Below are 25,932 nucleotides of genomic sequence, written 5' to 3' on the forward strand. Positions count from 1 at the left end.
GGGAAATGCCCGAATTGCTACGGCATTGCCGTCACAAGCGGATTGCCGGTCGAAGGCATTCCTTGTACGACTTTTCCCCGTGGGCCTCCACGGTCCCAGGGAGCCGTATCCGGAACACCCCGTTGGGGCAGGGCTCACACGTTTGGGGGCGCCCCCTCGATCGGGCGTCCGAGCACACCCGGTCGCCTCTGCCACGGCAACGGGCCCCCGGGCGGCCGGTGGTCGACGCCGAGCGCGTCAAGGCGGGCGCGGTGGACGGCCATACGCCGCTCGAAGTCGGCGAAGTCCCGGTCGGCGGGGGCGGGCAGCGCGGACCAGGCGACCTCCGCGAAGGCGGCGAGGCGGGGGAAGACCTGGTAGTCCACGCGGGAGCGGTCCTGCATCACCTCGGTCCAGACGTTGGCCTGGGCACCGAGGACACGGGCGGCCTCCGGCGTACCGGCGAGCTGGGGCGGAACGGGCTCGAAACGGAAGACGTCCTCCAGGGTGCGCACGTACCCGATGGGCATCGGCTCGTCCTCGCCGGCGGCCTGCCGGTGGTCGAGATAGACCTGCTGCTCGGGGCACATGACCACGTCGTGCCCCGCGCGGGCGGCGGCGATCCCGCCCGCGTAGCCGCGCCAGGAGGAGACCGCGGCGCCCGGGGTCAGCCCCCGCTCCACCGTGCCGCCCTCCAGGATCTCGTCCCAGCCCATGAGCCGGCGCCCCCGGTCGGCGAGCCAGCGGTCGAAGTGCCGGACGAACCAGGACTGGAGCTCGTCCTCGCCGGCGAGACCCAGCTCCGCGATGCGGGCCTGCGCGGCCGGGGACGCCTTCCACTGGTCCTTGAGGCATTCGTCGCCGCCGATGTGCACGAACGGGGAGACGGAGGCGGGGAAGAGCTCCAGCACCTCCTCGAAGACCCCTTCGTAGAAGCGGAGGGTGGCCTCGGTGGGGGCGAGGACGTTCGGGCTGACGCCCCAGCTGTCCCAGACGGACAGGGCCGTGGTGTCGACCACGTCGGTGTTCCCGAGTTCCGGGTACGCGGCGACGGCGGCCTGCGAGTGTCCGGGGACGTCGATTTCCGGAACGACGGCGATGTGCCGCTCGGCGGCGTACGCGACGATTTCGCGGATGTCGTCCTGGGTGTAGTAACCGCCGTGCGGCGTCTCGTCCCAGAGCTCGGAGGCGCGGTGTCCCCACTTCGTGCGGGAGCGCCAGCCGCCGACCTCGGTGAGGCGCGGGTGGCGCCTGATCTCGATGCGCCAGCCCTGGTCGTCGGTGAGATGGAAGTGGAACGTGTTGAGCTTGTGCGCAGCGAGCAGATCGAGCATCCGCAGGACGTCGTCCTTGGGCCGGAAGTGCCGGGCCACGTCGAGCATGAGACCGCGCCAGCGGAAGCGCGGCGCGTCGTGGATGGTGACGGCGGGTACCTCCCACTCCCGCTTCCCGGCCACGGGAGCACGCCGGAAGGCTTCCGGGCCGAGCAGTTGCCTGAACGTCTGGGCCCCCCAGAACACCCCCGCCTCGCTCGCCCCCTCGATGGCGACGACGAGACCGTCCGCCGTGAAGCGGTACGCCTCCGGGCTGCCGAGTTCTTCCGCGAGCGAGGGCACGATGCGCAGCAGGACGCGGTTCCCGCTGTCCGTGTGCGGCGGGAAGGGGTGGCCGGTGGCCGCGCCGAGGGTCGAGCGCAGCCAGCGCGCGACCCCCTCGGTGCCGGTGCGCGCCTCGATCCCGGTCTCCGCGTCGACGACGTACCCGGTGCCGCCGCCCGGCAGCGAGGCGGCCATGCGGGCCGGAGCCGGAATCAGTTCCGCTCCGGGACCCGGGAAGTGCGAACGCTCGCTCATGTCCTCAGTCCTTCACCGCGCCGCCCAGTCCGGAGACCAGACGCCGCTGTACGAGTACGAAGAAGACGAGTACCGGGACCGTCATCACGGTCGACGCCGCCATGATGCCGCCCCAGTCGTTCTCGTCCGGTTTGAAGAAGACCAGCAGTGCCATCGGCAGGGTGGACTGCGAGGTGTCGCTGATGATGAAGGACTTCGCGAACAGGAAGTCGTTCCACGTCGAGATGAACGAGAAGACGCTCGTCGCCACGAGGCCCGGGAAGACCAGCGGGAAGAGGATCTGCCAGAGGAACCGGGTACGGCTCGCGCCGTCGATGTACGCGGCCTCCTCCAGCGCGTCCGGTACCGCACTGACGAACCCGCGCAGCATCCAGATCGCGAACGGCAGCGAGAAGGCGATGTGCGGAAGGATCAGCGCGCCGAGGGTGTTGAGCTGACCGAGGTCCCGCATCAGGAAGAACAGCGGGATGGTCAGCGCCTCGATCGGCACCATCTGCGCCACCAGGAACATCACGAGCAGGGTCGTGCGGAACCGGAAGCGGAACCGGGTCACCGCGGTCGCCGCGAGAAACGCGATGAGCGCGGAGGCGATCACGACGGTACCGGCGACGAAAAGGCTGTTGAGGAAGTAGCGGCCGAATTCCTGCTGTTCGAAGACGCGGCGGAAGGAGTCCAGGGACGGTGCGAGCGTCCACGGCCGTGCCTCCGTGGACTGGATCTCACCTGCGGGTTTGAAGGCGGAGAGGACCATCCAGTAGAGCGGGAAGGCGACGGCGGCGGCGACGGTCAGGGCGGCCGCCTCCGCCGCGAGACGCCAGGGCCGGCGGATGCCTGTCCGGCAGATGCGTGCGGGACCGGTGCCCCGCGGGGACGGCGGACTCACAGTTCCTCCCCCTGACGGCGCAGCAGCCGCAGATGGATCAGCGTGACGGCGAGCAGGATCAGCAGCATCACGACGCCGATCGCCGATCCGACGCTGTACTGCGAGGACGCGAACGCCTTCTGGTAGGCGTAGACGTTGAGGACGAGATTCTGTCCGGCGATTCCGCCGCCGTTCGTCATGACGTAGATCTGGGTGAAGACCTTGAAGTCCCAGATGACGGACTGGATGGTCACCACGACCAGGATCGGGCGGAGCATCGGGGCGGTGACGGAACGCCAGGTGCGCCAGTGCGAGGCGCCGTCGAGCGAGGCCGCCTCGAGGACTTCCGAGGGGATCGCCTTGATGCCCGCGTACACGGTCACCATCACGAACGGGAACGAGCACCAGACGACTTCGAGGAGGACGAGGGCGAAGGCGCTGTACCGGCCGTAGGTCCAGGAGAAGTCGCCGAGCCCGAGCACCTTGTTGACGGGACCGAAGTCCGGGTCGAAGAGGAACACCCAGACGGTCGACCCGGTGACCGCGGGCGTCGCCCACGCCCCGAGGGCGGCGAGCATCAGCGCGAGCCGCGGCAGTGCGCGCACACGGGTGAGCAGCACGGCCAGCGCGCACCCGACGGCGAGGGTGGCGACGACGCACGCGGCGGCGAAGACGACCGTCGCGAGGAGGACCTGCCAGAACTGGCCGTCGGAGAACAGCGCCGTGTAGTTGCCGAAGCCCTGGAAGGACGTCGGTTCCCCTCCGCTGACCTGGGCCTGGGTGTACTCCAGGAACGAGATCAGACCGAGTTGGTAGATCGGGTAGACCAGCAGCCCGCCCAGCACGACGAGCGCGGGCGCGAGGTAGAGCCACGGGGTCCGGCCGCCGTGGTCCCCCGGGCCCGTCGTCCTGCGGGCGGCGGGCGGCCGCCCGTCGCCTTCGCGGACGCGGACGCGGACGCCGGCGGCACCCGGCCGCGGCGAGGGCACGCGGGCGGCCTCGGGCCCGGACCCGGCACGATGCCCCGCGGCGGCGCCGTGCGGCGCTGAGCCGCCGGCGGAGCCGGAACCGGAAGCACCGGGCCCGCCGGGGGACCCGGAACCCGGGCCCTCCGCACCGACCGGTGACCCGCCGCCCTCGGCACCGGTCCCGGACGGGCCGTCGCCGGAAGCACCGGGCCCACCGGACCACGCGGGCGCCGGGGCGGCGCCGGGCTCGGGCCCGGGCTCGGACCCGGGCTCGGACCCGCCCGCGGCGGGTTCGGGCGGCTGCGGCCCCGTCGTCGCGCGCTTCACCGGTCAGCCCGCGGACGCGAAGGCCGCGTCCATCTTCTTCGCCGCGTCGTCCGCGGCCGAGGCCACGTCCTTCTTGCCGCTGACGATCTCCTGGAACATCGTCGGCAGGACGAGCGACGCGTCGATCTGCCCCCACCCGGGCGAGGCCGGGACGAACTCGGTGCCGGCGGCGAGGGTGTCGATGAACGGCTCGACGAAGGGCTCCTTCGTCGCCGCCCGCGCCCGGACGTCCGTGTACGTCGGCAGGAAGCCCATCGCGTCGAACAGCTTGCCCTGGGTCTCCTTGCCGGTGAGCGACTTCATGAGGTCGACCGCGAGGGTGCGGTGCGAACTGCTCCTCAGCACACCGATGTTGTTGCCGCCCGCGAAGGCAGGGGCGATCGATCCTGCGGTGACGCCGGGCAGCGGGACGACCGCGTACTTGCCCTTCACCTTGCCCGCCTCGACCGCCGCGTGGCTGAAGTCGCCGCCGATCGCCATCGCCGCCTTGCCGGAGGCGAACGCGGTGACGGTCGCGTTGCCGCCCATCGAAGCGCACTTCGCGGCCGGGCAGTTGTCGTCCCCGAACAGCGAGGTGTACGCCTCGATGCCCTTGCGGGCCTGCGGGCTGTTGACGGCCGCCTTGTACGTGCCGCCGCTCTCCGTCGCCAGCTCGCCGCCGTTCGCCCAGATGAACGGCATGGCTCCGTAGGTGTACGCACCGCCGACGGCGAGTCCGTACAGCTCGGGCCGCGCCTTGCGGACCTTCTTCGCCACGGAGACGAGCTCGGCCTGCGACTTGGGCGGCCGGATGCCGAGGTCCTCGAACACGTCCGTGCGGTAGTACAGGGCGCGGACGCCGACGAAGAGCGGGGCGCCGTACACCTTGCCGTCCACCGTCACCGACTCCCTGGCGGTCGGGTCGGTGTCCTTCCTGTCCGCCCAGGCCCCGAACTCCTCGGTGATGTCGGCGAGTCCGCCGTCCCTGACGTAACCGGCCGTGTCCGTGTTGCCGTACTCGATCAGGTCGGGCGCGCTCCCCGGGTCGTTGAAGGCCGCCTTGATCCGCTGGGCGCGGGTGTCGACGGGGATGTACTCGACCTCCACCTTCGCGTCCTTGTGCTCGGCCCGGAACGCCTTGATCGCCGCGTCGACGACCTGCTCCTTCGGCTTGTTGTTGACCTCCTGGAACAGCCAGACGCGGAGCATGCCGCTCCTGTCGTCGGTCCGCGCGCCGTTGCCGGACGTCTGCGGGGCGCAGCCGGTGGCGGTGAGCCCCGCCAGGGCAAGTGCGGTGACCGGCGCGGCTATTCGGGCAGGAAGCTTCATGGCGGGGTCCCCTCCGGCAAGTTGTTGCAACATACGCAACGCACGTTTCGCGGTGCACAACACGCAGGAGGTTAGGGCTGCCCCCACGGAGCGACAAGAGGTCTCAACCACTCTGTGACCGGCGGACGCACCCCGTGCAACGGAGGCCGGGGCGGACGGGGCGGACGGGGCGAACAGGGCGGACGGGTGCCGGGAAAACACGAACGGCCCCGGGGCGCACAGTCGTGCGACCCCGGGGGCCGTTCCCGAGCCGGAGGGAAGTCCGGAGGCCGGCGGACCGGCCGTCCGGCTACTTCTTGTCCTTGCCGCCCTTGTCCTTGTCCCCGCCGGCACCCATGGACTCGTAGATCTCCTTGCACATCGGGCACACCGGGTACTTCTTGGGGTCGCGCCCCGGCACCCAGACCTTGCCGCACAGTGCCACCACGGGAGTGCCGTCGAGGGCGCTCGCCATGATCTTGTCCTTCTGGACGTAATGGGCGAAGCGCTCGTGGTCGCCGTCGCCGTGCGACACCTGGGGTGTCGGCTCCACGAGGGTGCCCGTACCTGCCCCGCGCTCGGGCTCGAGAGTGCTCATAGGTGCCAAGGGTACTCAAGCCGCGCGGATTCAGTTCAGCGACGGGTCGTCCGGATAGGTGGCCACCATCGCCAGTTCGTTGCGCTGCCGGCGGAGCACGGACCGCCACAGCGCCTCCGGCCGCGGTGAGGACACGTCGCCGGGCTCGGACTCCACGACGTACCAGGCGCCCTCGTTCAGCTCGCCCTCCAGCTGGCCCGGGCCCCAGCCCGCGTACCCCGCGAAGATCCGCAGCGAGCCGAGCGAGGAGGCGAGCAGTTCGGGCGGGGCCTCCAGGTCGACGAGGCCGATCGCCCCGTGGACCCTGCGCCAGCCGAGGGGGCCCTCGTCGCCGGGGATGACGGCGATCCCGAGCGCGGAGTCGAGGGAGACGGGGCCGCCCTGGAAGACGACGCCGGGCTCACCGGCCAGACCGGCCCACGTTTCCAGGATGTCGCCGACGCCGACGGGGGTGGGCCGGTTGAGGACCACGCCGAGGGACCCCTCCTCGTCGTGGTCGAGCAGGAGCACCACCGCGCGGTCGAAGTTCGGGTCCGCGAGGGCCGGAGTGGCGACGAGCAGCCGCCCTGTGAGCGAGGACACCTCGGTCATGGGAGACATGATCCCGCATCTTCCCCCTCCGCGGGGAGCGGGCGTCCCGGTCCGGACCGACGCAGCTCAGGGCGCACCGCGGCAGCGGGAGGGCGCGCCCGCGGAAGCCAAGCGGATGGTGACCCTCCGGAGGCGCGCCGAAACAGAATGTATTGTGCCGAATTCATTACACCTGTGGTGTGCCCTTGGCCTTACGAGACAGGGGTAGGAGGGCCTTAACCTTTTCTCTGGCCCCTGCCCGACCTCCTCCCGGCTCCACAGGGAGGACCCTCCGGAACGCGAGATTCATGACCGGCACAGACGATGTACTGCTTGTCCACGGCGGAACCCCGCTGGAGGGCGAGATCCGCGTCCGCGGCGCCAAGAACCTGGTGCCGAAGGCTATGGTCGCCGCGCTGCTCGGCAGCGAGCCGAGCCGGCTGCGCAACGTGCCCGACATCCGCGACGTGCGGGTGGTGCGCGGGCTGCTGCAGCTGCACGGTGTGACGGTGCGGCCCGGTGACGAGCCAGGCGAACTGGTGCTCGACCCGACGTACGTCGAGAGCGCGAACGTCGCGGACATCGATGCCCACGCCGGTTCCTCGCGCATCCCGATCCTGTTCTGCGGCCCGCTGCTGCACCGGCTCGGTCACGCCTTCATCCCGGGTCTGGGCGGCTGCGACATCGGCGGCCGGCCGATCGACTTCCACTTCGACGTGCTGCGGCAGTTCGGCGCGAAGATCGAGAAGCGGGCGGACGGGCAGTACCTGGAGGCCCCGCAGCGGCTTCGCGGATGCAAGATCCGCCTGCCGTACCCGTCGGTCGGCTCCACCGAGCAGGTGCTGCTGACCGCGGTGCTGGCCGAGGGCGTCACGGAGCTGTCGAACGCGGCGGTGGAGCCGGAGATCGAGGACCTGATCTGCGTCCTGCAGAAAATGGGCGCGATCATTTCGATGGACACCGACCGGACGATCCGGATCACCGGCGTCGACCGCCTCGGCGGCTACACCCACCGGGCGCTGCCGGACCGGCTGGAGGCGGCGTCCTGGGCCTCGGCGGCGCTCGCGACCGAGGGCAACATCTACGTGCGCGGTGCGCAGCAGCGCTCGATGATGACCTTCCTCAACACGTACCGGAAGGTCGGCGGCGCCTTCGAGATCGACGACGAGGGCATCCGCTTCTGGCACCCGGGCGGCTCCCTCAACGCGATCGCGCTGGAGACGGACGTGCACCCCGGCTTCCAGACGGACTGGCAGCAGCCCCTGGTGGTGGCGCTGACGCAGGCGGCGGGCCTGTCGATCGTGCACGAGACGGTGTACGAGTCGCGGCTCGGCTTCACGTCGGCGCTCAATCAGATGGGTGCGCACATCCAGCTGTACCGGGAGTGCCTGGGCGGTTCGGACTGCCGCTTCGGCCAGCGCAACTTCCTGCACTCGGCCGTCGTGTCCGGCCCGACGAAGCTCCAGGGCGCGGATCTGGTGATCCCCGACCTGCGCGGCGGCTTCTCCTACCTGATCGCGGCGCTGGCGGCGCAGGGGACGTCCCGGGTGCACGGCATCGACCTGATCAACCGCGGCTACGAGAACTTCATGGAGAAGCTCGTGGAGCTCGGCGCGAAGGTCGAGCTGCCGCGCGGCGCGGTCGTCTGATCTCACCCCCACCTCTCCGAGCGCCGGTCCGGCCGCCCTACGGCCACCGGCGCTCGGCGCGTTCCCGTACGCGACGAAGCGGGGCGCGCCGGACCCCGCACGGGGATGGCACCCGGCTTCCGCACGCGACCGCGGGCACCCGCCCCCGTGGTACCCGGCCGCAGGCACGCGCCTCCGTGTACCGCCGCACGCAGGCCCCGTCAGTACACGCGCGTGGCCCCCGGCGTACACAGCCGCAAGCACGCACCCCCTGCGCCGCACGCAGACCCTCCCCCGCACCGCCACGGACAGGCCCCGTCCGCACACGCCCGTGGCCCCCGGCGTACACACCCGGCCGCAGGCGAGCCCTCCGTACACCGACCGCCGGCACCCGTGCCCCGTGCGCGGCCGTCCACGCGCACCGACGGCCAGAAGCGGCGCCGGCCGAAAGCCCGCGACGGGTGAAAACGGCGCTCACACAGGCCGTAAGCCGCACGCCTGGGCGCGACGAGCCGCCCACGGGGGCCGTACGCCCCGCCCCGGTGGGCAACGCCGGCCCCTGCGCGGCGAGGCTCGGCGGCCCGGCGCGCGAGGCGTGACCTGGGCGACGGGGCCCGTCACGGCCCCGGACAACACAAGGGCGGCCACCCCCCGACGGGAAGTGGCCGCCCTCGCGGTCTGAGGCTTACTTGCCCTTCGCGGCTTCCTTGAGCTTGGAGCCCGCGGAGACCTTCACGCTGTAGCCGGCCGGGATCTGGATCGGGTCGCCGGTCTGCGGGTTACGAGCGGTGCGAGCGGCACGGTGGGTGCGCTCGAAGGTCAGGAAACCGGGGATGGTGACCTTCTCGTCGCCCTTGGCGACGATCTCGCCGACGACCTCGGCGAAAGCGGCCAGCACAGCGTCGGCGTCCTTGCGGGTCACCTCGGCACGGTCGGCCAGCGCGGCCACCAGCTCACTGCGGTTCATGTTCTTACTCCCGTGTTCTTCTTGCCTGTGAGGCGTGAGATCGAAGCCGATGCTGCCAGGGCCCTCGGACAGTTCCCCGGACCCGGGTCTGCTGTCAGACCCTCGCGCCCAATTGAGCATCCTGCCCCCACCAGCGGCGGGAAAGCCAATCCGGCACCCTCCGGAGTCACACGAAAAGCGCCACTGGCTCGTTCCGGTGACGTTCCGTCGACTCCGTGCGGACTCCACGGAGCCGAAACGGTCCGGAGGAGCCTCCGGAGGACCGGCCTCCGGAGTCGTGCGGCCCGTCGCGGGCTCATGGTCCGCCACCCTAAGGGCGGATTTCCGGGCCCGCGACTCGCGACGCGCCGGACTCAGGACGGGGTGGGGCCCGTCACGGCCGCGCCGGCAGCCCTCGCGGCGTCCCGGACGGCCCCGGCGACCGCTCCCGCGACCTTGTCGTTGAAGACGGACGGGATGATGTAGTTCGGGTTGAGCTCGTCCTCGGTGACGACGCCCGCCAGTGCCGTGGCCGCGGCGAGCATCATCTCCGTGTTGACCGTGCGCGACTGCGCGTCCAGGAGGCCGCGGAAGACACCCGGGAAGACCAGCACGTTGTTGATCTGGTTCGGGAAGTCGCTGCGGCCGGTGGCCACAACTGCCGCGGTCTGGCGGGCGATTGCCGGGTCCACCTCGGGGTCGGGATTCGCGAGCGCGAACACGATCGCGTCGTCCGCCATCCCCGCGACGTCCTCCGCCCCGAGCACGTTCGGGGCGGAGACGCCGATGAACACGTCGGCACCGCGCACCGCTTCCTTCAGCGTGCCCGTGACGCCCTCGGGGTTGGTGTTGTCGGCGATCCAGCGCAGCGCCGACCCGGGGGCGGCGTCCACGAGGTCCTCGCGGCCGGCGTGCACGACACCGTGGATGTCGGCCACGACGGCGTGCTTGACGCCCGCCGCGATGAGCAGCTTCAGGATGGCCGTACCGGCAGCGCCGGCGCCGGACATGACGACCCTGACGTCCCCGACCGCCTTGCCGACCACGCGCAGTGCGTTGGTGAGGGCCGCGAGCACGACGATCGCGGTGCCGTGCTGGTCGTCGTGGAAGACGGGGATGTCGAGGGCCTCGCGCAGCCGTGCCTCGATCTCGAAGCAGCGGGGAGCGGAGATGTCCTCCAGGTTGATGCCGGCGAAGCCGGGGGCGATGGCCTTGACGATCTCGACGATGGCGTCGGTGTCCTGGGTGTCCAGGCAGATCGGCCACGCGTCGATGCCGGCGAAGCGCTTGAAGAGGGCCGCCTTGCCCTCCATGACGGGCAGGGCGGCCTTCGGGCCGATGTTGCCGAGACCGAGGACGGCGGAGCCGTCCGTCACGACTGCGACGGAGTTGCGCTTGATCGTGAGGCGGCGGGCGTCCTCGGGATTCTCGGCGATGGCCATGCAGACGCGGGCCACACCCGGGGTGTAGACCATGGAGAGGTCGTCACGGTTGCGGATGGGGTGCTTCGACTGCATCTCGATCTTGCCGCCGAGGTGCATGAGGAAGGTCCGGTCGGACACCTTGCCCAGGGTGACGCCCTCGATACCGCGCAGCTTCTCGACGATCTCGTCCGCGTGCGTCGTCGAGGTCGCCGCGATGGTGACGTCGATCCGGAGCTTCTCGTGGCCGGACGCGGTGACGTCGAGACCGGTGACCGATCCGCCGGAGGACTCGACGGCCGTGGTGAGCTGCGAGACTGCGGTTCCGCTCGCGGGCACCTCCAGCCGGACCGTCATCGAGTACGAGACGCTGGGCGCCGTTGCCATGGCCGAGTTCCTCTGCTTTCCCTAGCTTCGTTGCCGCACCGCCCGGTGGTGGCCGGGCGGGGCCATCCGATGGTCGCACCTACCTGCCAGTAGCAGGTAATACTGGTCGTTTTGGTTTCGGAAAACTTTTTCCACCATACGAGAAGCTATGGAAAAACAGAAGAACGGATGAGCGGCGCAGGAAAGAGCGCCGAACGGAAGAGGTCCGCGTCACCGTGGCGACGCGGACCTCTTGCCGATGCTCTGGTGACACCGACCCGCCATGCTCGCCTCGCGGCAAGTGGTCCCTCTGAGGGACGAAGGTTGGGCCCGGGGGCTTGGATCGAGCCGGTGCCACACACAGGCTAACAAAGAGTCCCAGAAGGTGATTCCCCGCTCGGCGAGTTGACCCCCGTTCGGTCGCTCGCCCCACCTCGTCCGGCCCCGCGTTCCGTCAACCGGCCCGCAGTCCGTCAACGGATCCGGGCGGCCCCCCGTTCCCTCGACAGGAAGGGCGGCCTGCGGTTCCGCGACATGTCGGCTGGTTCCTCAACACGTCGGGGCGGGCCCTCAGTCCCTCAGCAGGTCCGGGACCCCGTCCGCGTCCGGCTCGTCGCGCCGGCCCGAGACCACGGTGAGCTGCTGGGTGGCACGGGTGAGCGCCACGTACAGCACCCGCAGGCCGGCCGGCGACTCGTCGGCGATCTCGGCGGGCGAGACGACCACCGTCGCGTCGTACTCCAGGCCCTTCGCCTCCAGCGAACCGAGGGCGACCGCGCGGTCGCCGAGGCCCTCGAGCCAGCGGGCGGCCTCCGCGCGCCGGTCCATCGCGACCACGACACCGACGGTGCCGTCGACCTCGTCCAGGAGGCGCTCGGTCTCCTGCCGCACGGTCCGCTCGAGGTCGTCACGGGCCACCGCGAACCGGGGCCGCAGGCCCGTCGAGCGGACGGCGCGGGGCGCCACCATCCCCGGCATGGCCAGCGTCAGCACCCGGGCGGCGAGCTCGGCGACCTCGGAGGGGTTGCGGTAGTTCACGGTGAGTTCGAAACGGCGGCGCGGCCGGGTGCCGAGGGCGTCGTCGCGGGCCTCGGCGGCCTCGTCCGGGTCGGACCAGGACGACTGGGCGGGGTCGCCCACGATCGTCCAGGTGGCGTGCCGGCCGCGGCGGCCGACCATCCGCCACTGCATGGGCGTGAGGTCCTGGGCCTCGTCGACGATGACGTGGGCGTACTCGGTGCGCTCCGCCGCCAGCCGCTCGGCCCGCTCGCGCTGGGACTCCTCGCGCTGCGGCATCAGCTCCTCCAGCCCGGTGAGCTGGTCGAGAGGATCGGCCTCGCGCTTCTTCTTCGGGCGGACGGGGGTGCCGAGGATCGCCTGCAGTTCGTCGAGGACCGCCACGTCGTGCACGGACCGTCCCTCGCGTCTCAGGCTGCGGGCGAGTCTTCGCACCTCGCCGGGGTTGAGGACCCGGCGTGACCAGCGGCCGAGACGGCGCTCGTCGGCCATCGCCGCGAGCACCCCGAGCGGCGTCAGCTCGGGCCACCAGGCGTCCAGGAAGTCGAGGAACGAGTCCTCCGTGCTGACGTCGTCGTCGAAGGAGGAGCGCAGCTCGGCGGCGAGCTCCGGGTCGGTGTGCCGGCCGGCGGCGCCCGACTTCGCGTACAGGGCGTCCAGCAGCAGTCTGCGGGCGCGCGGCCGCAGCAGGTTCACGGGCGCGGTGCCGCCGAGGACGTTGTGGCGGATGCGCTGGAGCTCGTCGGACTCCAGTTCCAGCCGGCGGCCGAAGGCCACCACCCGCAGCCGGTCGGGGGTGTCGCCGAGCTCCAGGGCGCCGCGGGCCGCCTTGCGCAGCACCTTCAGCATCCGCAGGGAGCCCTTGACGCGGGCGACGGCCGGATCGTCGTACGTGGTGGCCTCGGCGCCGTCCACGAGGGAGCCGACCGCCCTGATCGCCACCTGCCCCTCCTCGCCCAGCGAGGGCAGCACGCCCTCGGTGTAGGCGACCAGCAGCGGGGTGGGCGAGACGACGAGGATGCCGCCCGCGTACCGGCGCCGGTCCTGGTAGAGCAGGTACGCGGCGCGGTGCAGCGCGACGGCCGTCTTGCCGGTGCCGGGGCCGCCCGAGACCTCCGTGACCGAGGCGGCGGGTGCCCTGATCACCAGGTCCTGCTCGGCCTGGATGGAGGACACGATGTCGCGCATGGTGTGGGTGCGGGCCTGGCCGAGCGCCGCCATCAGGGCGCCGTCGCCGATCACGGGAAGTACGGCGCCGCCGAGGCGGGCTGTCAGCTCGGGGCGCATCAGGTCGTCCTCGACCCCGAGGACCCGGCGGCCCTTGGAGCGGATGACCCGCCGGCGCACCACGCGGCCGGGGTCGACCGGCGTGGAGCGGTAGAAGGGCGCGGCGGCCGGGGCGCGCCAGTCGATGACCAGGGGCGCGTAGTCGGCGTCGAGCACGCCGATGCGGCCGATGTGCAGGGTCTCGGCGATGTCGGCGTACTGCTCCGCCCCGTCCGCCCGTACGGCGTCCTCGGCCGGCTCGACGGAGGTGTACGCCCCGTCGGGCCCCTTCTTGCCGTCCTTGCCGCGCAGCAGGTCGATCCTGCCGAACAGGAAGTCCTCGAACTCGCTGTTGAGCCGGTTGAGGTGGATCCCGGCGCGGAACACCTGGGCGTCCCGCTCGGCGAACGCGCCGGGCGTGCCGACCTGGCCGCGTTTGGCGGCGTCGTCCATCAGGAACTCCGCCTCGTGGATCTTCTCCTCGAGGCGGCGGTACACCTGGTCCAGATGCTCCTGTTCGACAAGGATCTCGCGGTCCCGGACCGAGTCGACAGCGGCTTCCTGCGCGGCCACCGTGGCCCCCTTCTGACGTGCACTGGGCAGCCGTCAACCGTACGCGAAGGGGGGCCGTTGTGTCAGGCCGAAGGTCCGCTGTCGCGGTCCGGGTGTCCGCGGCTCAGGCGCCGACCTCCACCAGGCGCTCGCCGTCGAAGGTACGGACCTCGAAGTGGTCGATCTCGTTGCGGTCCATCGCGGCACCGCCGTGGATGTACAGGGGCTTCTTGGCCTCTTTGTTCGTACTGTCCGCGATGCCGTACCCGCGCTCGGGGACGGACCAGGAGGTCACGACCTCCTCCTCGCCGCTCTTGGAGACGGCGATGAGGTTGCACTTCAGCGGGCCCTTGACGTTCTTGAGCTCCAGGACCGCGTGGGTGCCCCAGCCCTTCTCCTCCAGGCCGACGGTGGCGGTGACCTTGGTGGTCGCGTCCGTCGCCTCGACCTTCTCCTTCATGCCGTCGAAGAACTCGGTCTCCGCGGGGCTGGTCGGATGGGGCCCCGCGACGTTCCCCGCGGTGGCGTCGTCCTGGGTGACCACCACGGCCACGGCGGGACCGCCGAGGATCAGCACCGCCGATGCGGCGATCATGTACATGCTGCGGCGGCGCTTCCGGGAGCGCTTCACCGCGACCTCGTCCACGAGCCGGTCCAGCAGCTGCGGGCTCGGCGCCGTCGGGACCGTGGCGGTGGGCCGGGGCGGCGGCTGCATGATCCTGCTGTCGAAGGGCAGCGCGGTCGGCTGCCGTGGCACGGCCGGCTGCGCGGGGGCCTCGGCGAGCATCGCCAGCATCGGCTCCATGCCCGCGAACTCCTCGAGGTGGGCGGCACAGATGTCGCAGCCGGCGAGATGCGCCTCGAACGCGGTGGCTTCCGCGTCGTCGAGGATGCCGAGGACGTACGCCCCGACCGTCTCGTGGACCGACCCCTCTTCGGACTGTCCGAACTGCCCGAACTGGTCCTGCCTGTTCATGCCGTGACCCCCCTCTCCTCCAGAGCGAGCTTCATGGAACGCAGTGCGTAGAACACACGGGACCGCACGGTCCCGCTGGGTATGCCGAGCTTCTCGGCCGCCTCATTGACCGTACGCCCTTTGAAATACGTCTCGACGAGTACTTCCCTGTGAGCAGGGGTCAAATCATCGAGCGCATCGGATAGCGTCATCAGCCACAACGCCTTGTCGATCTCGTCCTCCGCGGGCATGACCTCCAGCGGCGACGGATCGACCTCCTGCGGCCGGGCCTGCCGGCTGCGGTGACCGTCGATGACGATACGCCGTGCGACCGTCACCAGCCAGGGTCGGACAGAGCCGGTGGCCCGATTGAGCTGACCGGCGTTCTTCCAGGCACGGATGAGCGTCTCCTGTACCACGTCCTCGGCGCGCTGGCGGTCGCCGGCCACGAGGCGGAGCACATAGGCAAGGAGGGGTCCGGCGTGCTCCTGATACAGCACGCGCATCAGCTCCTCGTCAGGGACGGATGTGCTGGTGCGCGACGAGTCGGCGCGATGCCGGGCCCTGCCTGAACGGTCATCGGCCACGGCGGCATCCTTGCGCACCTGAACCTCCCGGTCGAGACCCTGTCTGATGTCTGACTGCTTGTCTGTCGTCCATCACTACGGAGGGCCCCGCCGATCCACTCAACGCGACGGAGAAAAACTTTCAAGATCTTTTGGCGCTCCGTCGCCGGGCGCGGCGAAGTGGCCGGCAATCCCGGCCATAACGCTGTGAAATGACCGCCTGTCAGGCTCGGGAGAGCGCCGTGCGACGCCGATGCCGCGCCACGCGCTCCCGGTTGCCGCACACCTCGCTGGAGCACCAGCGACGACGCCGGCCCCGGGATGTGTCGAGATACACACGGCGGCAGTTGTCGCCCTCGCAACGGCGGAGCCGTGCGCGGGCCACGGGATCGGTGAGCAGGTCCACGGCGTCGCGGGCGACGGCGGCGAGCAGTGCGGCGCACTCGGGGTGGGCGAGCGGGGCCCGGACGAGTTCGCCCTCGTCGTCGCGCACGGCGGTGACGGCGGGCGGGGCGGAGGCGGAGGCGAACGCGTTGAGCCGGGCGAGGGCGCCGTCCGGACCGTCGTGGCGCCCGGGAGCGGGTGCGGGTGCGGGTGCGGGTGCGCCCGGGCGGTGGTCGATCCGGGCGTCCACCAGACCCTGCACACAGGCACGGAGTTCGCGGAACGGGCGCACCCAGTGCACGGTCACCGCGCCCAGTGGAGTGCCCGGCGGCAGCAGGCCGGCGGCCATGAGCCACCGTCCGAGTGCTTCGGGGCCCACCGGCCCCGCCGCCACGAGATCCAGGCAGACGCGCCCGGAGTCGAACCGCCCGTCGTACGAGCCGATGCCCATGGACTCAGGGTGCCCCCGCGAGCGCGCCCCGGGAACCCCCCGGGCGCGCCCCCTCGCGCGGCAGACCGGATCGTCGCGCACGGGAGCGGGGGCCATCGCGCCGTACGGGCCGGGCGTCCCGTGGCGCGGGCCCGTCCCGTACAAGCCGGTCAGGAGTCCGCGTACTTGGTGTCGACCGCGGGGTCGAGTGCCAGGCGGTAGCCGCGCTTCACCACGGTCTGGATGAGGTTGGGGACGCCGAGCGCCGAACGCAGTCGGGCCATGGCGGTCTCCACGGCGTGCTCGTCACGGCCGGCACCGGGCAGGGCGCGCAGCAGTTCGGCGCGGGAGACGACCCAGCCGGGGCGGCGGGCCAGCGTGTTGAGCAGCGACATCCCGGCGGGTGGCACCGGGCGGACGTCCCCGTCCACGAGGACGGCGTGGCCGCGGATCTCGACCTGGCGGCCCGCCACCGGCAGGGCCCGGGCCCGCGAGGGAAGTTCGACGCAGAGCAGCTGGACGAGCGGGCCCAGCCGGAAGCGGTCGGGCTGGACCGTGTCCAGCCCTCGTGCCTGGAGCGGAAGGGCCGTGACCGGTCCCACGCACGCCGGCAGCACGTCGTGGGCGAGCGCGTCGAGCAGCTCCGGCAGCATCCCCCGGTCCTCGGCGCGGGAGAACAGCGACGCCGCGGCCGGGGCGCTGGTGAACGTCACGGCGTCCAGCGAGCGCCCCACCGTCGCGTCGAGCAGCCGGTCCAGCGGCGCCAGGTCCTCCGGCGGCATCCACCGGTAGACGGGGACGACGACGACCTCGGCGCCCCCGGCCCGCAGGGCCTCCACGAACCCGGGCAGCGGCTCGCCGTGCAACTGCAGTGCCACCCGCCGGTCCGCGACGCCCTCGTCGAGGAGCCGGTCGAGGACCTCGGCCATCGACTCTGACGTGGGCGACCACTCCTCCGTCAGCCCGGCCGCCCGGATCGCGCCCTTCACCTTCGGGCCGCGGGCGAGGAGTTCGACACCGCGCAGGCAGGCGAGCAGTTCCTCCCCGAAGCCCCAGCCGTCGGCGGCCTCCACCCAGCCCCGGAATCCGATCGCGGTGGTGGCGACCACCACGTCCGGGGCGTTGTCGATGAGCTCCTTGGTGGCGGCGAGCAACTCGCCGTCGTCCGCGAGCGGCACGATCCGCAGGGCGGGTGCGTGGAGCACCGTCGCCCCGCGGCGCTGCAGCAGCGCGCCCAGTTCGTCCGCGCGCCGGGCCGCCGTGACTCCGACCGTGAAGCCCGAGAGCGGGGCGACCGCGGGAGCGCCGTGCTGTTCGTGGTACATGCCGGCCGAGCCTGGCAAGAGAGCGTGACAGGCTCGGTTCGGCTGCGTTTCCCCGTGGTTACGAGGCACTCCTGCTCACACCTCGGCGTAGCTGAGCTGCGGCTTCGTCTCGGTCGTGGCGGCCGGCGCGGCGGTGCGGGCGGGCCTGCGAAGGTATACCGCCCAGGTGACCGTGAAGCACACCGCGTAGCAGGCGAGGAAGGCGACGAAGGCACCCGTCCCCGTCCCGGCCGTGAGGAACGACTGCCGGAAGGCCAGGTTGATCGCGAGTCCGCCGAGCGCGCCCACCGCACCGATGAGCCCCATCGACGCCCCGGACAGCCGGCGCCCGTACGCCTCGGCCGCCTCTCCCGTCATGCCCTTGGCCAGCGCCTTGGCCTGGAAGATGCCGGGGATCATCTTGTACGTGGAGCCGTTGCCGAGCCCGCTGAGGACGAACAGGGCGATGAAGCCGACCAGGAAGACCGGCAGCGACTCGGACACGGAGGCGAATACGACGACGCCGGTGGCCGCGGCCATCGCGGCGAAGGTCCACAGGGTGATCCTGGCCCCGCCGAAGCGGTCGGCGAGCGAGCCGCCGACGGGCCGGATGAGGGAGCCGAGCAGCGGTCCGACGAAGGTGAGCGACGCCGCCTGGAGCGGGGTGCGCCCGAACTGGGTCTGGAGCACGAGGCCGAAGGCGAAGCTGTAGCCGATGAAGGAGCCGAACGTCCCGATGTAGAGGAACGACATGATCCAGGTGTGCGGGTCCCGGACCGCCTCCTTCGCGGCGCCGGTGTCGTTCTTCACGGGGGCCAGGTTGTCCATGAACAGCGCGGCGCACAGCGCGGAGACCACAATCAGCGGGATGTAGACGCCGAGCACGATCCTGGGATGGGCGGCGCCCGCCACCCCGATGACGAGCAGCCCGACGAGCTGGACCACCGGCACGCCGATGTTGCCGCCGCCCGCGTTCAGCCCGAGCGCCCAGCCCTTCTTCCGCAGCGGGAAGAAGGAGTTGATGTTGGTCATCGAGGAGGCGAAGTTGCCGCCGCCGACGCCGGTGAGGGCGGCCACCGCGAGGAACGTCCCGTACGACGTCCCCGGCTCCATCACCAGGAACGCGGCCCCGGTCGGCAGCAGCAGCATCAGCGCGCTGAACACCGTCCAGTTGCGGCCGCCGAAGCGGGCGACGGCGAAGGTGTACGGCACCCGGATCACGGCCCCGACCAGGGTCGCGGTCGCGATCAGGAAGAACTTTCCGGCCGGGTCGACCCCGTACTCGGGCCCCATGAACAGGACCATCACGGACCACAGCGTCCAGATGGAGAAGCCGATGTGCTCGGACAGGACGGAGAAGAGGAGGTTACGCCGGGCGATCCCCTCCCCCTTCTCCCTCCAGAAGGTCTCGTCCTCCGGGTCCCACTGCTCGATCCACCTGCCGGCCATGGTCTGCCTCCACTGCTGCTCCGGGTAGTGGAGGCGACGTTAGGCACGGCGGGTTTCAGTCCCGTGGCACGAGATGACCGGTGTGGAACCTTGCTCTCACCCGGTGCTCAGGCGCGGTGTGAGCGCCCCCGTCCGCGCGCCGCCCTGGCCCGCGACGCCTTCTCGGGCGTCGTGCCGTTGGGCCAGAGCCGGGGCCGGCGCTTGGCGGCGACGTCCTCCAGCCACCCGACGGCCATGATCATCAGACCGATCAGCGGAAAGACGACGATCAGCATGAGCACGGGGTACGCACGCTCCAGGTAGCCCGAGTACGTCGGCCAGACGCCCGGGATCCTCCACAGCAGGTCGATGACCGGGATCGTCGCCATGATCAGCAGGTTGTGCCAGAGGTAGATCGTCACCGCGCGGTTGTTGGACAGGGTGATCAGGCTGTCGAAGTGCGCGAGCTTCCCCGGGAGCCGCTGCCAGGACGGCGAGTACGCGAGCAGGATCACGCAGAAACCGAACGACCAGGTGGCCTGGGCGAGCGGGATGTCGTTGAGGTCCCAGCCGTCCGGCCCCAGATGCCACGACGCCCACCACAGGCCGAAGGCCATGATCAGCGAGGACACGGACACGAAGACGTACCGCGGGAGCTTCTCGAACACGCCCTCCTGGTGGGCGAAGCCGAGCACCCAGCAGGATCCGTAGGTGGCGAAGTCGGTGATGACGTTGCCCGTCTCGCCGGGGATCTTGAACAGCCCGGAGCCGACGACCGCCGTGAGCGCGAGGGGGCCGAAGAGCGTCGCCCACGGCAGCCTGCGGAAGGCCCACAGGAGCAGCGGCGAGGCGATGACGAACCACAGATAGGCCCGGATGTACCAGAGCGGACCCGCCGCCTGGACCGCCCAGGTGTCCTCGAGCAGGCCAGAGGCGTCACCGCTGTGCCAGGGGTACGGCGGCGCGCCGACCGGGACGATGTACCAGGCCAGCTTGACGAACCACCAGATCCCCTCCTCCTTCACCGGCTTCCAGCCGAAGTAGAAGATCACGGGCAGAACGAAGGCCGAGAACGCCCACATCGGCGGCAGCAGCCGCCGGACGCGGCCGCGGATGACGCCCCACGCGGGCCGCGCCAGCGAGCGCGCCATCAGCGAGCCGGCGAGCGCGAACATCACGCCCATCGACGGGAAGAGCACCGTCAGCCAGGCCCAGCCGAAGATGTGGTAGACGATCACGCGGAGCAGGGCGATGGAGCGCAGCAGGTCGAGATAGCGGTCCCGGCCGGGCCGCTTCGGCGCGGCGGCGGGAGCCGCCGTCGCCGTCGTGTCGGCACGGTACCGGGCCCCGGCACGGGGAGCGCCGCCCGTGTCGAGCGAGGGCGAGGTCATCCGACCGGCCTCCGCTCGTCACTGCCCTGGCGCTGGGTCGGTATCGAGCCCGGCGCCTCCACCACTCCGGTGCGCCGCAGCTTCTGCCAGCGGAGCCGGCCGCCGGTGAGGGCGGTGATCCAGGACTGCAGCAGCACGACGTACATGAGCTGCCGGTACAGCAGCTGCTGGAGGGGCAGGGAGATCAGGTGCACCATGCGTTCCTTGTCGAGGCGGAACGCGTATGCGGCGCACACGGCCTGGATGGCGAGGACGCCGAGCCAGGCGACGACCGTCTTCTGCGTGGGGCCGAAGACGAGTCCGTAGAGCAGGAAGACGTCGATCAGCGGGGCGAGCAGCGGGAACAGCACCATGAACAGGGAGACGAGCGGCAGGCCGACCCGGCCGAAGCGGCCGGAGGGACCGCTGTCGATCACGGAGCGGCGGTGCTTCCAGATCGCCTGCATCGTGCCGTACGACCACCGGTAGCGCTGGGACCACAGCTGCTGCACCGACTCCGGGGCCTCGGTCCACGCCCGGGCCCGCTCGGCGTACACCACGCGCCAGCCGTCGCGGTGGATGGCCATGGTGATGTCGGTGTCCTCGGCGAGGGTGTCGTCGCTCATGCCGCCGACCCGCTCCAGGGCCTGGCGGCGGAAGGCGCCGACCGCGCCGGGGATCGTGGGCATGCACCGCAGCACGTCGTACATGCGGCGGTCGAGGTTGAAGCCCATGACGTACTCGATGTGCTGCCAGGCACCGATCAGGCTGTCCCGGTTGCCGACCTTGGCGTTGCCCGCGACGGCGCCGACGCGCGGGTCGCCGAAGGGCTGGACGAGTTCGCGGACGGTGGACGGCTCGAAGACGGTGTCCCCGTCCATCATCACGATGATGTCGTGGCGGGCGTTGCGGATGCCGTTGTTGAGGGCTTCCGGCTTGCCCGCGTTGGCCTGTCGGACGACCCTGACGTTGGGCAGCCACATGTCGTCGACGATGTCGGCGGTGCCGTCCGACGACCCGTCGTCGATGACGATGACCTCGATCGGGTGGTCGCTCTCCATCAGCGAGCGCACCGTGTTCTCGATGCACTCCTTCTCGTTGTACGCCGGGACCAGCACCGTCACGGGTTCGGTGACGGCGGGACCCCAGCGGAAACGGCGGCGGCGCACCTTGCGGGCGTGGCCGAAGGAGAGCAGCAGCATGAGCCCGAAGCGGAGGAAGACCAGGACACCGATGACGGCGAGGCCGACGGTCAGGGCCGAGGTGGTCTTCTCGGAGACGGCGACGGCGCCGACCCACGCCTTGCCCTTCCACAGGTCCGGTCCCGTGACCGGTGTGTGGGCGCTGGGCGCGCCGAGGGCCTCGGTGAGGTTGGCGAACCGGTAGCCGCGCTCCTTCATGTCGGGCAGGAAGCGGCTCAGGGCGGCCACGGTCTGGGAGCGGTCACCGCCGGAGTCGTGCATCAGCACGATGGAGCCCTTGGTGCCCTTGGGGGTGGCGCGCTTGATGATCGCCTCGACGCCCGGGCGCTTCCAGTCCTCGCTGTCGGTGTCGTTGAAGGCGGTGATGTAGCCGCGGCTGCCGATGTACTCGGTGACCGGCCAGGACTTGTCGTCCAGGGCGGCCGAGAACGACGAGTACGGCGGCCGGAACAGCGAGGTGCGGATGCCGGCGGCGCCGGCGAGCGCCAGCTGGTTCTGGGAGAGCTCCCAGTCGATCCGGCTCTGCGTCTGGAGGGCCAGGTCCGGGTGGTTGAAGGTGTGCAGGCCGAGCTCGTGGCCCTCCGCGACCATCCGCTGCACCAGCTCCGGGTGGCGGGAGGCCATGGTGCCGGTCACGAAGAACACCGCGTGGGCGTCGTACTGCTTCAGCTTGTCGAGGACCTTCGGCGTCCACACCGGGTCGGGGCCGTCGTCGAAGGTCAGCACCAGGTTCTTGTCCGGGACCCTGAGCGCCTTGGGCGCGCCCGGGGTGCGGGCGTCGATGACCGGACCGCCGTTCAGGACGTCCTTGGGCACCTGGCCGCTGGAGGCCGGGGGGCGTACGCGGTGGTCGGCGAGGATCTCGCTGTGCACGTAGCCGCGCAGCATGAGCATCGCGAGGAGCGCGACGAGGAAGAGCGTGGGCAGCAGATAGCGCATGGGCAGCCTGCGCCGAATCGCGGACCGCCTGACGCTCTTCTGGCGTCGGGCCGCCCGCCTGCCGGAGGCGGTCATCTAGCGGGCACCTTCCCCGGCCAGTTGCCGGCCCTGCGCCACCGGCTCGCCGGTGGGTTCCTCCGTCGCGGTCTCGGTGGGAGTCGTCGGATCGACCGGGTCCGGCGGCGGCTCCTCGCCGCCCGTGCCGCCGGCGCCACCGGGCGGCGTGGACACGGTGGGCTTCGGGTCGGCCGTCGCACCGCCGGCGCCACCGGCACCGCCGGTGGTGGTGGCCGCGCCCGTGCCGGAGGCGCCGGCCGGGCCGCTGCTCCGGTCGCCGCCCGGCTCGCCGGCGGACCCGGCGGGCTGCCGCGGCACGGCGGCCGGGCTGCCGGAGGGCGAGGGGACGCCGGCGACGACCTCGGCGCCGGCGGGCGCGGGGGCGGACGGGGCGTCGGAGGGCCCGGGGGTCTCCTCGGCGGTGTCCGCCTTGTCGTCGGCGGGCCCCGGTATGAGAAGCGACGGCGCGTTGGAGTTGCCGCCGATGAGGGCGACCACGAGGGTCACCGCGTAGCCGGCGCAGACCAGCGCCAGCACCCATCCGATACGGCGGAACTTCTTGCTGCGACGGCCGCTCTCGTCGACGAACACCGGTCCGTCGGCGCTTTCCCGAGGGGCCTCAGGGGTCATCTGGGCAGCCTGGAGTCGTCTGAACTCCACGCTGTCGATCTGGATGGTGACCTCGTTGGGGTCATGGGTGTGCCCTATTCGGGACTTTTCTCGCCTGTTTTCCACTGCTGTACGCTCTTCCCCCACTGAACGGAGAGGTGGGAGCGCCGGCGGAACCGGACGCCTGCCGTCGGACCGAGCCCCCTAAACCCGGACCGAGCACCCCCTACCACGTTGCACCCGGACCATGAATGTAGCGCACGCCGGGGACGGCCGGGCCGCGGAGTCAGGTGTTCCGCGCCATAGCGGCACGGTCCTCGTCCGGCAGCCAGCCGTCCGGCGGCACGTCCAGCCACCCCTCCGACGCGGCGAGTTCGGCCATGACGGAACGCAGGACGCCGAGGCCGGGGTGGCTCAGGCCCCGCCGCCAGACGAGCGAGACCGGGGACAGCGGCACGGGGTCGACGAGCGGCCGGACGACCATGCCCGGCACGGGGAGGAACTCGGTGCTCGCCAGCACCGACCAGCCCTGCTTGCGCACCACCCGGACGAACTCCTCCTGCCCGGCGATCTCGGGGAAGGGGGCGGCCATGCGGATTCCGCGGCCGGCGAAGAGCCGGCCGGCGAGGTCGGTCCACTCCGCGGTGGCCGCGTTGCCCGCGCCCGCGTAAAGGGTCTCCCCCGCCAGTGCGTCCAACGGCACCTCGGGGAGCTCCGCGAGGGGATGGCCGTCGCGGAGCAGTACGGCCATCCGCTCGTACCGCACCGGCTCGTGGGCCAGTTCGGAGCGCAGGGCCGGGTCGATCCCGGCGATCCTGCCGGAGGAGACGTCGAGCCGGCCGGCGACGATCTCCGCCGCCGCACCCGTGAGTCCGCTCAGGTAGCGGGCCACGAACTCCAGGCCGGGGGCCGCGCGGCGGGCCTCGTCGAGCATCCGGTAGGCCGTGCCCACCGGGGCGCCCACGTCGACGAGCAGCGGCCGCTCCGTGTCGGCGAGGGCCGAGGCCAGCGCATCGTGGGCGTCCATCACCCGCCGCGCGTACGGCAGCAGCCGCTCGCCCTCGGCGGTGAGCCGCACCTGCCGGGTGGTCCGGACGAACAGCTCCGACCCCAACGTCCGCTCCAGCCGCCGGATGTCGCGGCTGAGCGCCTGCTGGGCCACGTACAGCCGGGCCGCGGCCCTGGTGAAGTGCAGTTCGGCCGCGACGGCGAGGAAGGCGCGGAGCAGACGGGGTTCGAGGTCCTGGGGCACCCCGAGAACTTACAACAGGAGTGCGTCAATGAGCCTCGAACAGGTGTTGGACCCCCGAGGGCCCCCGCCGCGACCCTTGATCCATGCCGCAATCGACTTCTCCCCAGATGACCACGTCCGGCGGGACGCTGGTCCTGGCGCCCCGGGACCGGGAGCCGGGACCCTCCCGTCCGCCGGGCCCCTACCGCCGGCTCTTCGCCGTCCCCGGGGCACGTGCCTTCACCGCGGGGAACCTCCTCGCCCGGCTGCCCATGGGCATGTTCAGCGTCAGCGCCGTGATCATGATCGCCGGGCAGCGCGGTTCGTACGCCCTCGCGGGCGCCGTCACGGCGACCGGCCTGGCCGCCACCGCGATCGTCGCCCCCTGGACCGCACGGCTCGTCGACCGGTACGGCCAGGCCCGCGTCGCCGTCCCGGCGACCGCGCTGGCCGTGCTGGGCTCACTCGCCCTGGTGCTGTGCGTCCGTCACGGCGCCCCCGACTGGACGCTCTTCGCCGCGTACGCCGCGACCGCGACGACGCCCAACACGGGCGGGATGTCACGCGCCCGCTGGGCACATCTGCTGAAGGGCGACGCGGCCGCCCGGCACACCGCGAACTCCTTCGAACAGGCCGCCGACGAGCTGTGCTTCATGCTCGGACCGGTCCTCGCCGCCTGGCTCTGCGCGGGGCTCTTCCCGGAGGCCGGGACCCTCGTCGGCGCGGGGCTGCTGCTCACGGGCGTGGTCCTGTTCGCGGCCCAGCGGTCCACCGAGCCGCCGGTCTCCGGCGGGACCGCGGGGCGCCGCTCCCCGCTGCGCACGCCCGGCATGGTCCCGATGCTCGCCGTCTTCCTCGCCACGGGAGCCGTCTTCGGTGCGATGGAGGTCGTCACGATCGCCTTCGCGGACGGCCCGGCGGCGGGTGCGGTGCTGGCCCTCCAGGCCGCCGGCTCGTGTCTCGCGGGCCTGGCGTACGGCCGGGCCCGCCGTACCGCCCGGCTGCGGACCTGCCTGGCCGCGATGACGGTCCTCATGGCCCTGCCGCTGCTCGCCGCGGCGGGCACGGGCTCCCTGCTCGCCGTCGCGGGCGCGCTCCTGGTCGCCGGGATGGCGACGGCGCCCACGATGGTGACCGGCATGACCGCGATCCAGCGCCTCACCCCGGAGGGGCAGCTGAACGAGGGCATGACCCTGGCCGTGACGGCGCTGCTCGGCGGCATCGCCGCCGGTTCGGCGGCGGGCGGCTGGACGGTGGAGCACGCCGGCGCCTCCCACGGCTACGCGATCCCGGTCACGGCGGCGGCCCTGGCACTGGCGCTGTCGCTGCTGCCGGCACGTACGACGAAGGCCCGGCTGTCATGACAGCCGGGCCTCGCCCACATGGGGTGCGGTGCCTGGGGGCGGTGCCCCCAGATCGTCCACTGGTGGAGATGGCGGGAATCGAACCCGCGTCCAACGGTGCGGAATCAGGGCTTCTCCGTGTGCAGTCCGCTGCGATTTTCTCGGCCCCGGAGATCACGCGGACAAGTCTCCGACGGGCTCAGTCACTGTTTGATTTCCCTCCAGACCCCGTGACCGGGTCTAGAGGTTTAGTCCCCTAGCTGATGCCAGGATCCGGGTCGGGAACAGCCCCGGGCTGACACTTCGCAAGTCGCTACTTAGGCAGCGAGGGCGAAGGAATCGCGCTTGGTGTTGGCGATTATTGGTTGCGACATATGGTTTACGAGATCATTGCCGCTTCCTCGACACGCTTCCCCTGCTTCGACAGCCGCTGTCGAAACCGATCATCCCCATGTTGATTTTTCAAACCTGCCC

The 25,932-nt window shown here is 71.5% G+C and carries 20 protein-coding genes and 1 other RNA gene; 2 read left to right on the forward strand and 19 right to left on the reverse strand.

What is annotated here, in order from left to right:
- Positions 1 to 134: 134 nt before the first annotated feature.
- From QRN89_RS13250 to QRN89_RS13275, 6 genes are all read right to left on the reverse strand, one after another.
- Positions 135 to 1,832, reverse strand: coding sequence for a beta-N-acetylhexosaminidase (locus QRN89_RS13250; protein ID WP_290349573.1), 1,698 nt, complete (start codon positions 1,830 to 1,832; stop codon positions 135 to 137).
- 4 nt (positions 1,833 to 1,836) lie between these two features.
- Positions 1,837 to 2,715 (reverse strand): carbohydrate ABC transporter permease, encoded by an 879-nt coding sequence (locus tag QRN89_RS13255; RefSeq protein ID WP_290349574.1) that lies wholly within the window; start codon positions 2,713 to 2,715, stop codon positions 1,837 to 1,839.
- A complete protein-coding gene (locus QRN89_RS13260) occupies positions 2,712 to 3,683 on the reverse strand; it encodes a carbohydrate ABC transporter permease (protein ID WP_290349575.1) in 972 nt (323 codons plus the stop codon). Before QRN89_RS13260 ends, QRN89_RS13255 begins: the two co-directional genes overlap by 4 nt.
- Positions 3,684 to 3,992: 309 nt before the next feature.
- Complete coding sequence (locus QRN89_RS13265) at positions 3,993 to 5,297, reverse strand: extracellular solute-binding protein (protein ID WP_290349576.1); 1,305 nt, start codon at positions 5,295 to 5,297, stop codon at positions 3,993 to 3,995.
- A gap of 289 nt (positions 5,298 to 5,586) precedes the next feature.
- Complete coding sequence (locus QRN89_RS13270; RefSeq protein ID WP_063835429.1) at positions 5,587 to 5,874, reverse strand: DUF3039 domain-containing protein; 288 nt, start codon at positions 5,872 to 5,874, stop codon at positions 5,587 to 5,589.
- 30 nt (positions 5,875 to 5,904) lie between these two features.
- Complete coding sequence (locus QRN89_RS13275) at positions 5,905 to 6,465, reverse strand: YqgE/AlgH family protein (RefSeq protein WP_290349577.1); 561 nt, start codon at positions 6,463 to 6,465, stop codon at positions 5,905 to 5,907.
- A gap of 287 nt (positions 6,466 to 6,752) precedes the next feature.
- On the opposite strand from QRN89_RS13275, the gene murA reads away from it, so the two are divergent.
- A complete protein-coding gene (gene murA, locus QRN89_RS13280) occupies positions 6,753 to 8,093 on the forward strand; it encodes a UDP-N-acetylglucosamine 1-carboxyvinyltransferase (RefSeq protein ID WP_290349579.1) in 1,341 nt (446 codons plus the stop codon).
- Positions 8,094 to 8,757: 664 nt separating this feature from the next.
- On the opposite strand, the gene QRN89_RS13285 is transcribed toward murA, so the two are convergent.
- From QRN89_RS13285 to QRN89_RS13340, 12 genes are all read right to left on the reverse strand, one after another.
- A complete protein-coding gene (locus QRN89_RS13285; RefSeq protein ID WP_017947975.1) occupies positions 8,758 to 9,039 on the reverse strand; it encodes an HU family DNA-binding protein in 282 nt (93 codons plus the stop codon).
- Between the two features lie 353 nt (positions 9,040 to 9,392).
- Entirely contained in the window at positions 9,393 to 10,826 is a 1,434-nt protein-coding gene (locus QRN89_RS13290; RefSeq protein ID WP_290349580.1) for an NAD-dependent malic enzyme, read from the reverse strand.
- Positions 10,827 to 11,375: 549 nt separating this feature from the next.
- Positions 11,376 to 13,661, reverse strand: coding sequence for a HelD family protein (locus tag QRN89_RS13295; RefSeq protein ID WP_290349581.1), 2,286 nt, complete (start codon positions 13,659 to 13,661; stop codon positions 11,376 to 11,378).
- 103 nt (positions 13,662 to 13,764) lie between these two features.
- Positions 13,765 to 14,616, reverse strand: coding sequence for an anti-sigma factor family protein (locus tag QRN89_RS13300; RefSeq protein ID WP_290349582.1), 852 nt, complete (start codon positions 14,614 to 14,616; stop codon positions 13,765 to 13,767).
- Entirely contained in the window at positions 14,613 to 15,200 is a 588-nt protein-coding gene (locus tag QRN89_RS13305; RefSeq protein WP_026165301.1) for a sigma-70 family RNA polymerase sigma factor, read from the reverse strand. Before QRN89_RS13305 ends, QRN89_RS13300 begins: the two co-directional genes overlap by 4 nt.
- Before the next feature lie 184 nt (positions 15,201 to 15,384).
- Positions 15,385 to 15,996 carry a CGNR zinc finger domain-containing protein gene (locus tag QRN89_RS13310; RefSeq protein ID WP_290349583.1) on the reverse strand — a complete coding sequence of 204 codons (612 nt, stop codon included), beginning with the start codon at positions 15,994 to 15,996 and terminating at the stop codon, positions 15,385 to 15,387.
- 149 nt (positions 15,997 to 16,145) lie between these two features.
- The gene (locus QRN89_RS13315; protein WP_290349584.1) at positions 16,146 to 17,300 is read right to left on the reverse strand and encodes a uroporphyrinogen-III synthase; all 1,155 of its coding nucleotides are present in this window, start codon (positions 17,298 to 17,300) and stop codon (positions 16,146 to 16,148) included.
- 75 nt (positions 17,301 to 17,375) lie between these two features.
- Positions 17,376 to 18,728 carry a nitrate/nitrite transporter gene (locus QRN89_RS13320; protein WP_290349585.1) on the reverse strand — a complete coding sequence of 451 codons (1,353 nt, stop codon included), beginning with the start codon at positions 18,726 to 18,728 and terminating at the stop codon, positions 17,376 to 17,378.
- Positions 18,729 to 18,835: 107 nt separating this feature from the next.
- Positions 18,836 to 20,098, reverse strand: a complete 1,263-nt coding sequence (locus tag QRN89_RS13325; protein WP_290349586.1) for an acyltransferase family protein — start codon at positions 20,096 to 20,098, stop codon at positions 18,836 to 18,838.
- Positions 20,095 to 22,218, reverse strand: a complete 2,124-nt coding sequence (locus QRN89_RS13330) for a bifunctional polysaccharide deacetylase/glycosyltransferase family 2 protein (RefSeq protein WP_290353688.1) — start codon at positions 22,216 to 22,218, stop codon at positions 20,095 to 20,097. Before QRN89_RS13330 ends, QRN89_RS13325 begins: the two co-directional genes overlap by 4 nt.
- A 75-nt stretch (positions 22,219 to 22,293) precedes the next feature.
- The gene (locus QRN89_RS13335) at positions 22,294 to 23,010 is read right to left on the reverse strand and encodes a hypothetical protein (RefSeq protein ID WP_290349588.1); all 717 of its coding nucleotides are present in this window, start codon (positions 23,008 to 23,010) and stop codon (positions 22,294 to 22,296) included.
- Positions 23,011 to 23,170: 160 nt separating this feature from the next.
- The gene (locus QRN89_RS13340) at positions 23,171 to 24,136 is read right to left on the reverse strand and encodes a LysR family transcriptional regulator (protein ID WP_290349589.1); all 966 of its coding nucleotides are present in this window, start codon (positions 24,134 to 24,136) and stop codon (positions 23,171 to 23,173) included.
- 83 nt (positions 24,137 to 24,219) lie between these two features.
- On the opposite strand from QRN89_RS13340, the gene QRN89_RS13345 reads away from it, so the two are divergent.
- Positions 24,220 to 25,479: an MFS transporter gene (locus tag QRN89_RS13345; protein WP_390701716.1), complete on the forward strand. Its 1,260-nt coding sequence runs from the start codon at positions 24,220 to 24,222 to the stop codon at positions 25,477 to 25,479.
- 60 nt (positions 25,480 to 25,539) lie between these two features.
- Here QRN89_RS13345 and ssrA read toward each other — a convergent pair.
- Positions 25,540 to 25,909: a transfer-messenger RNA gene (ssrA, locus tag QRN89_RS13350) on the reverse strand.
- Positions 25,910 to 25,932 lie beyond the last annotated feature (23 nt).

This window comes from Streptomyces sp. HUAS CB01 (assembly GCF_030406905.1).
GTDB lineage: Bacteria > Actinomycetota > Actinomycetes > Streptomycetales > Streptomycetaceae > Streptomyces > Streptomyces chengbuensis.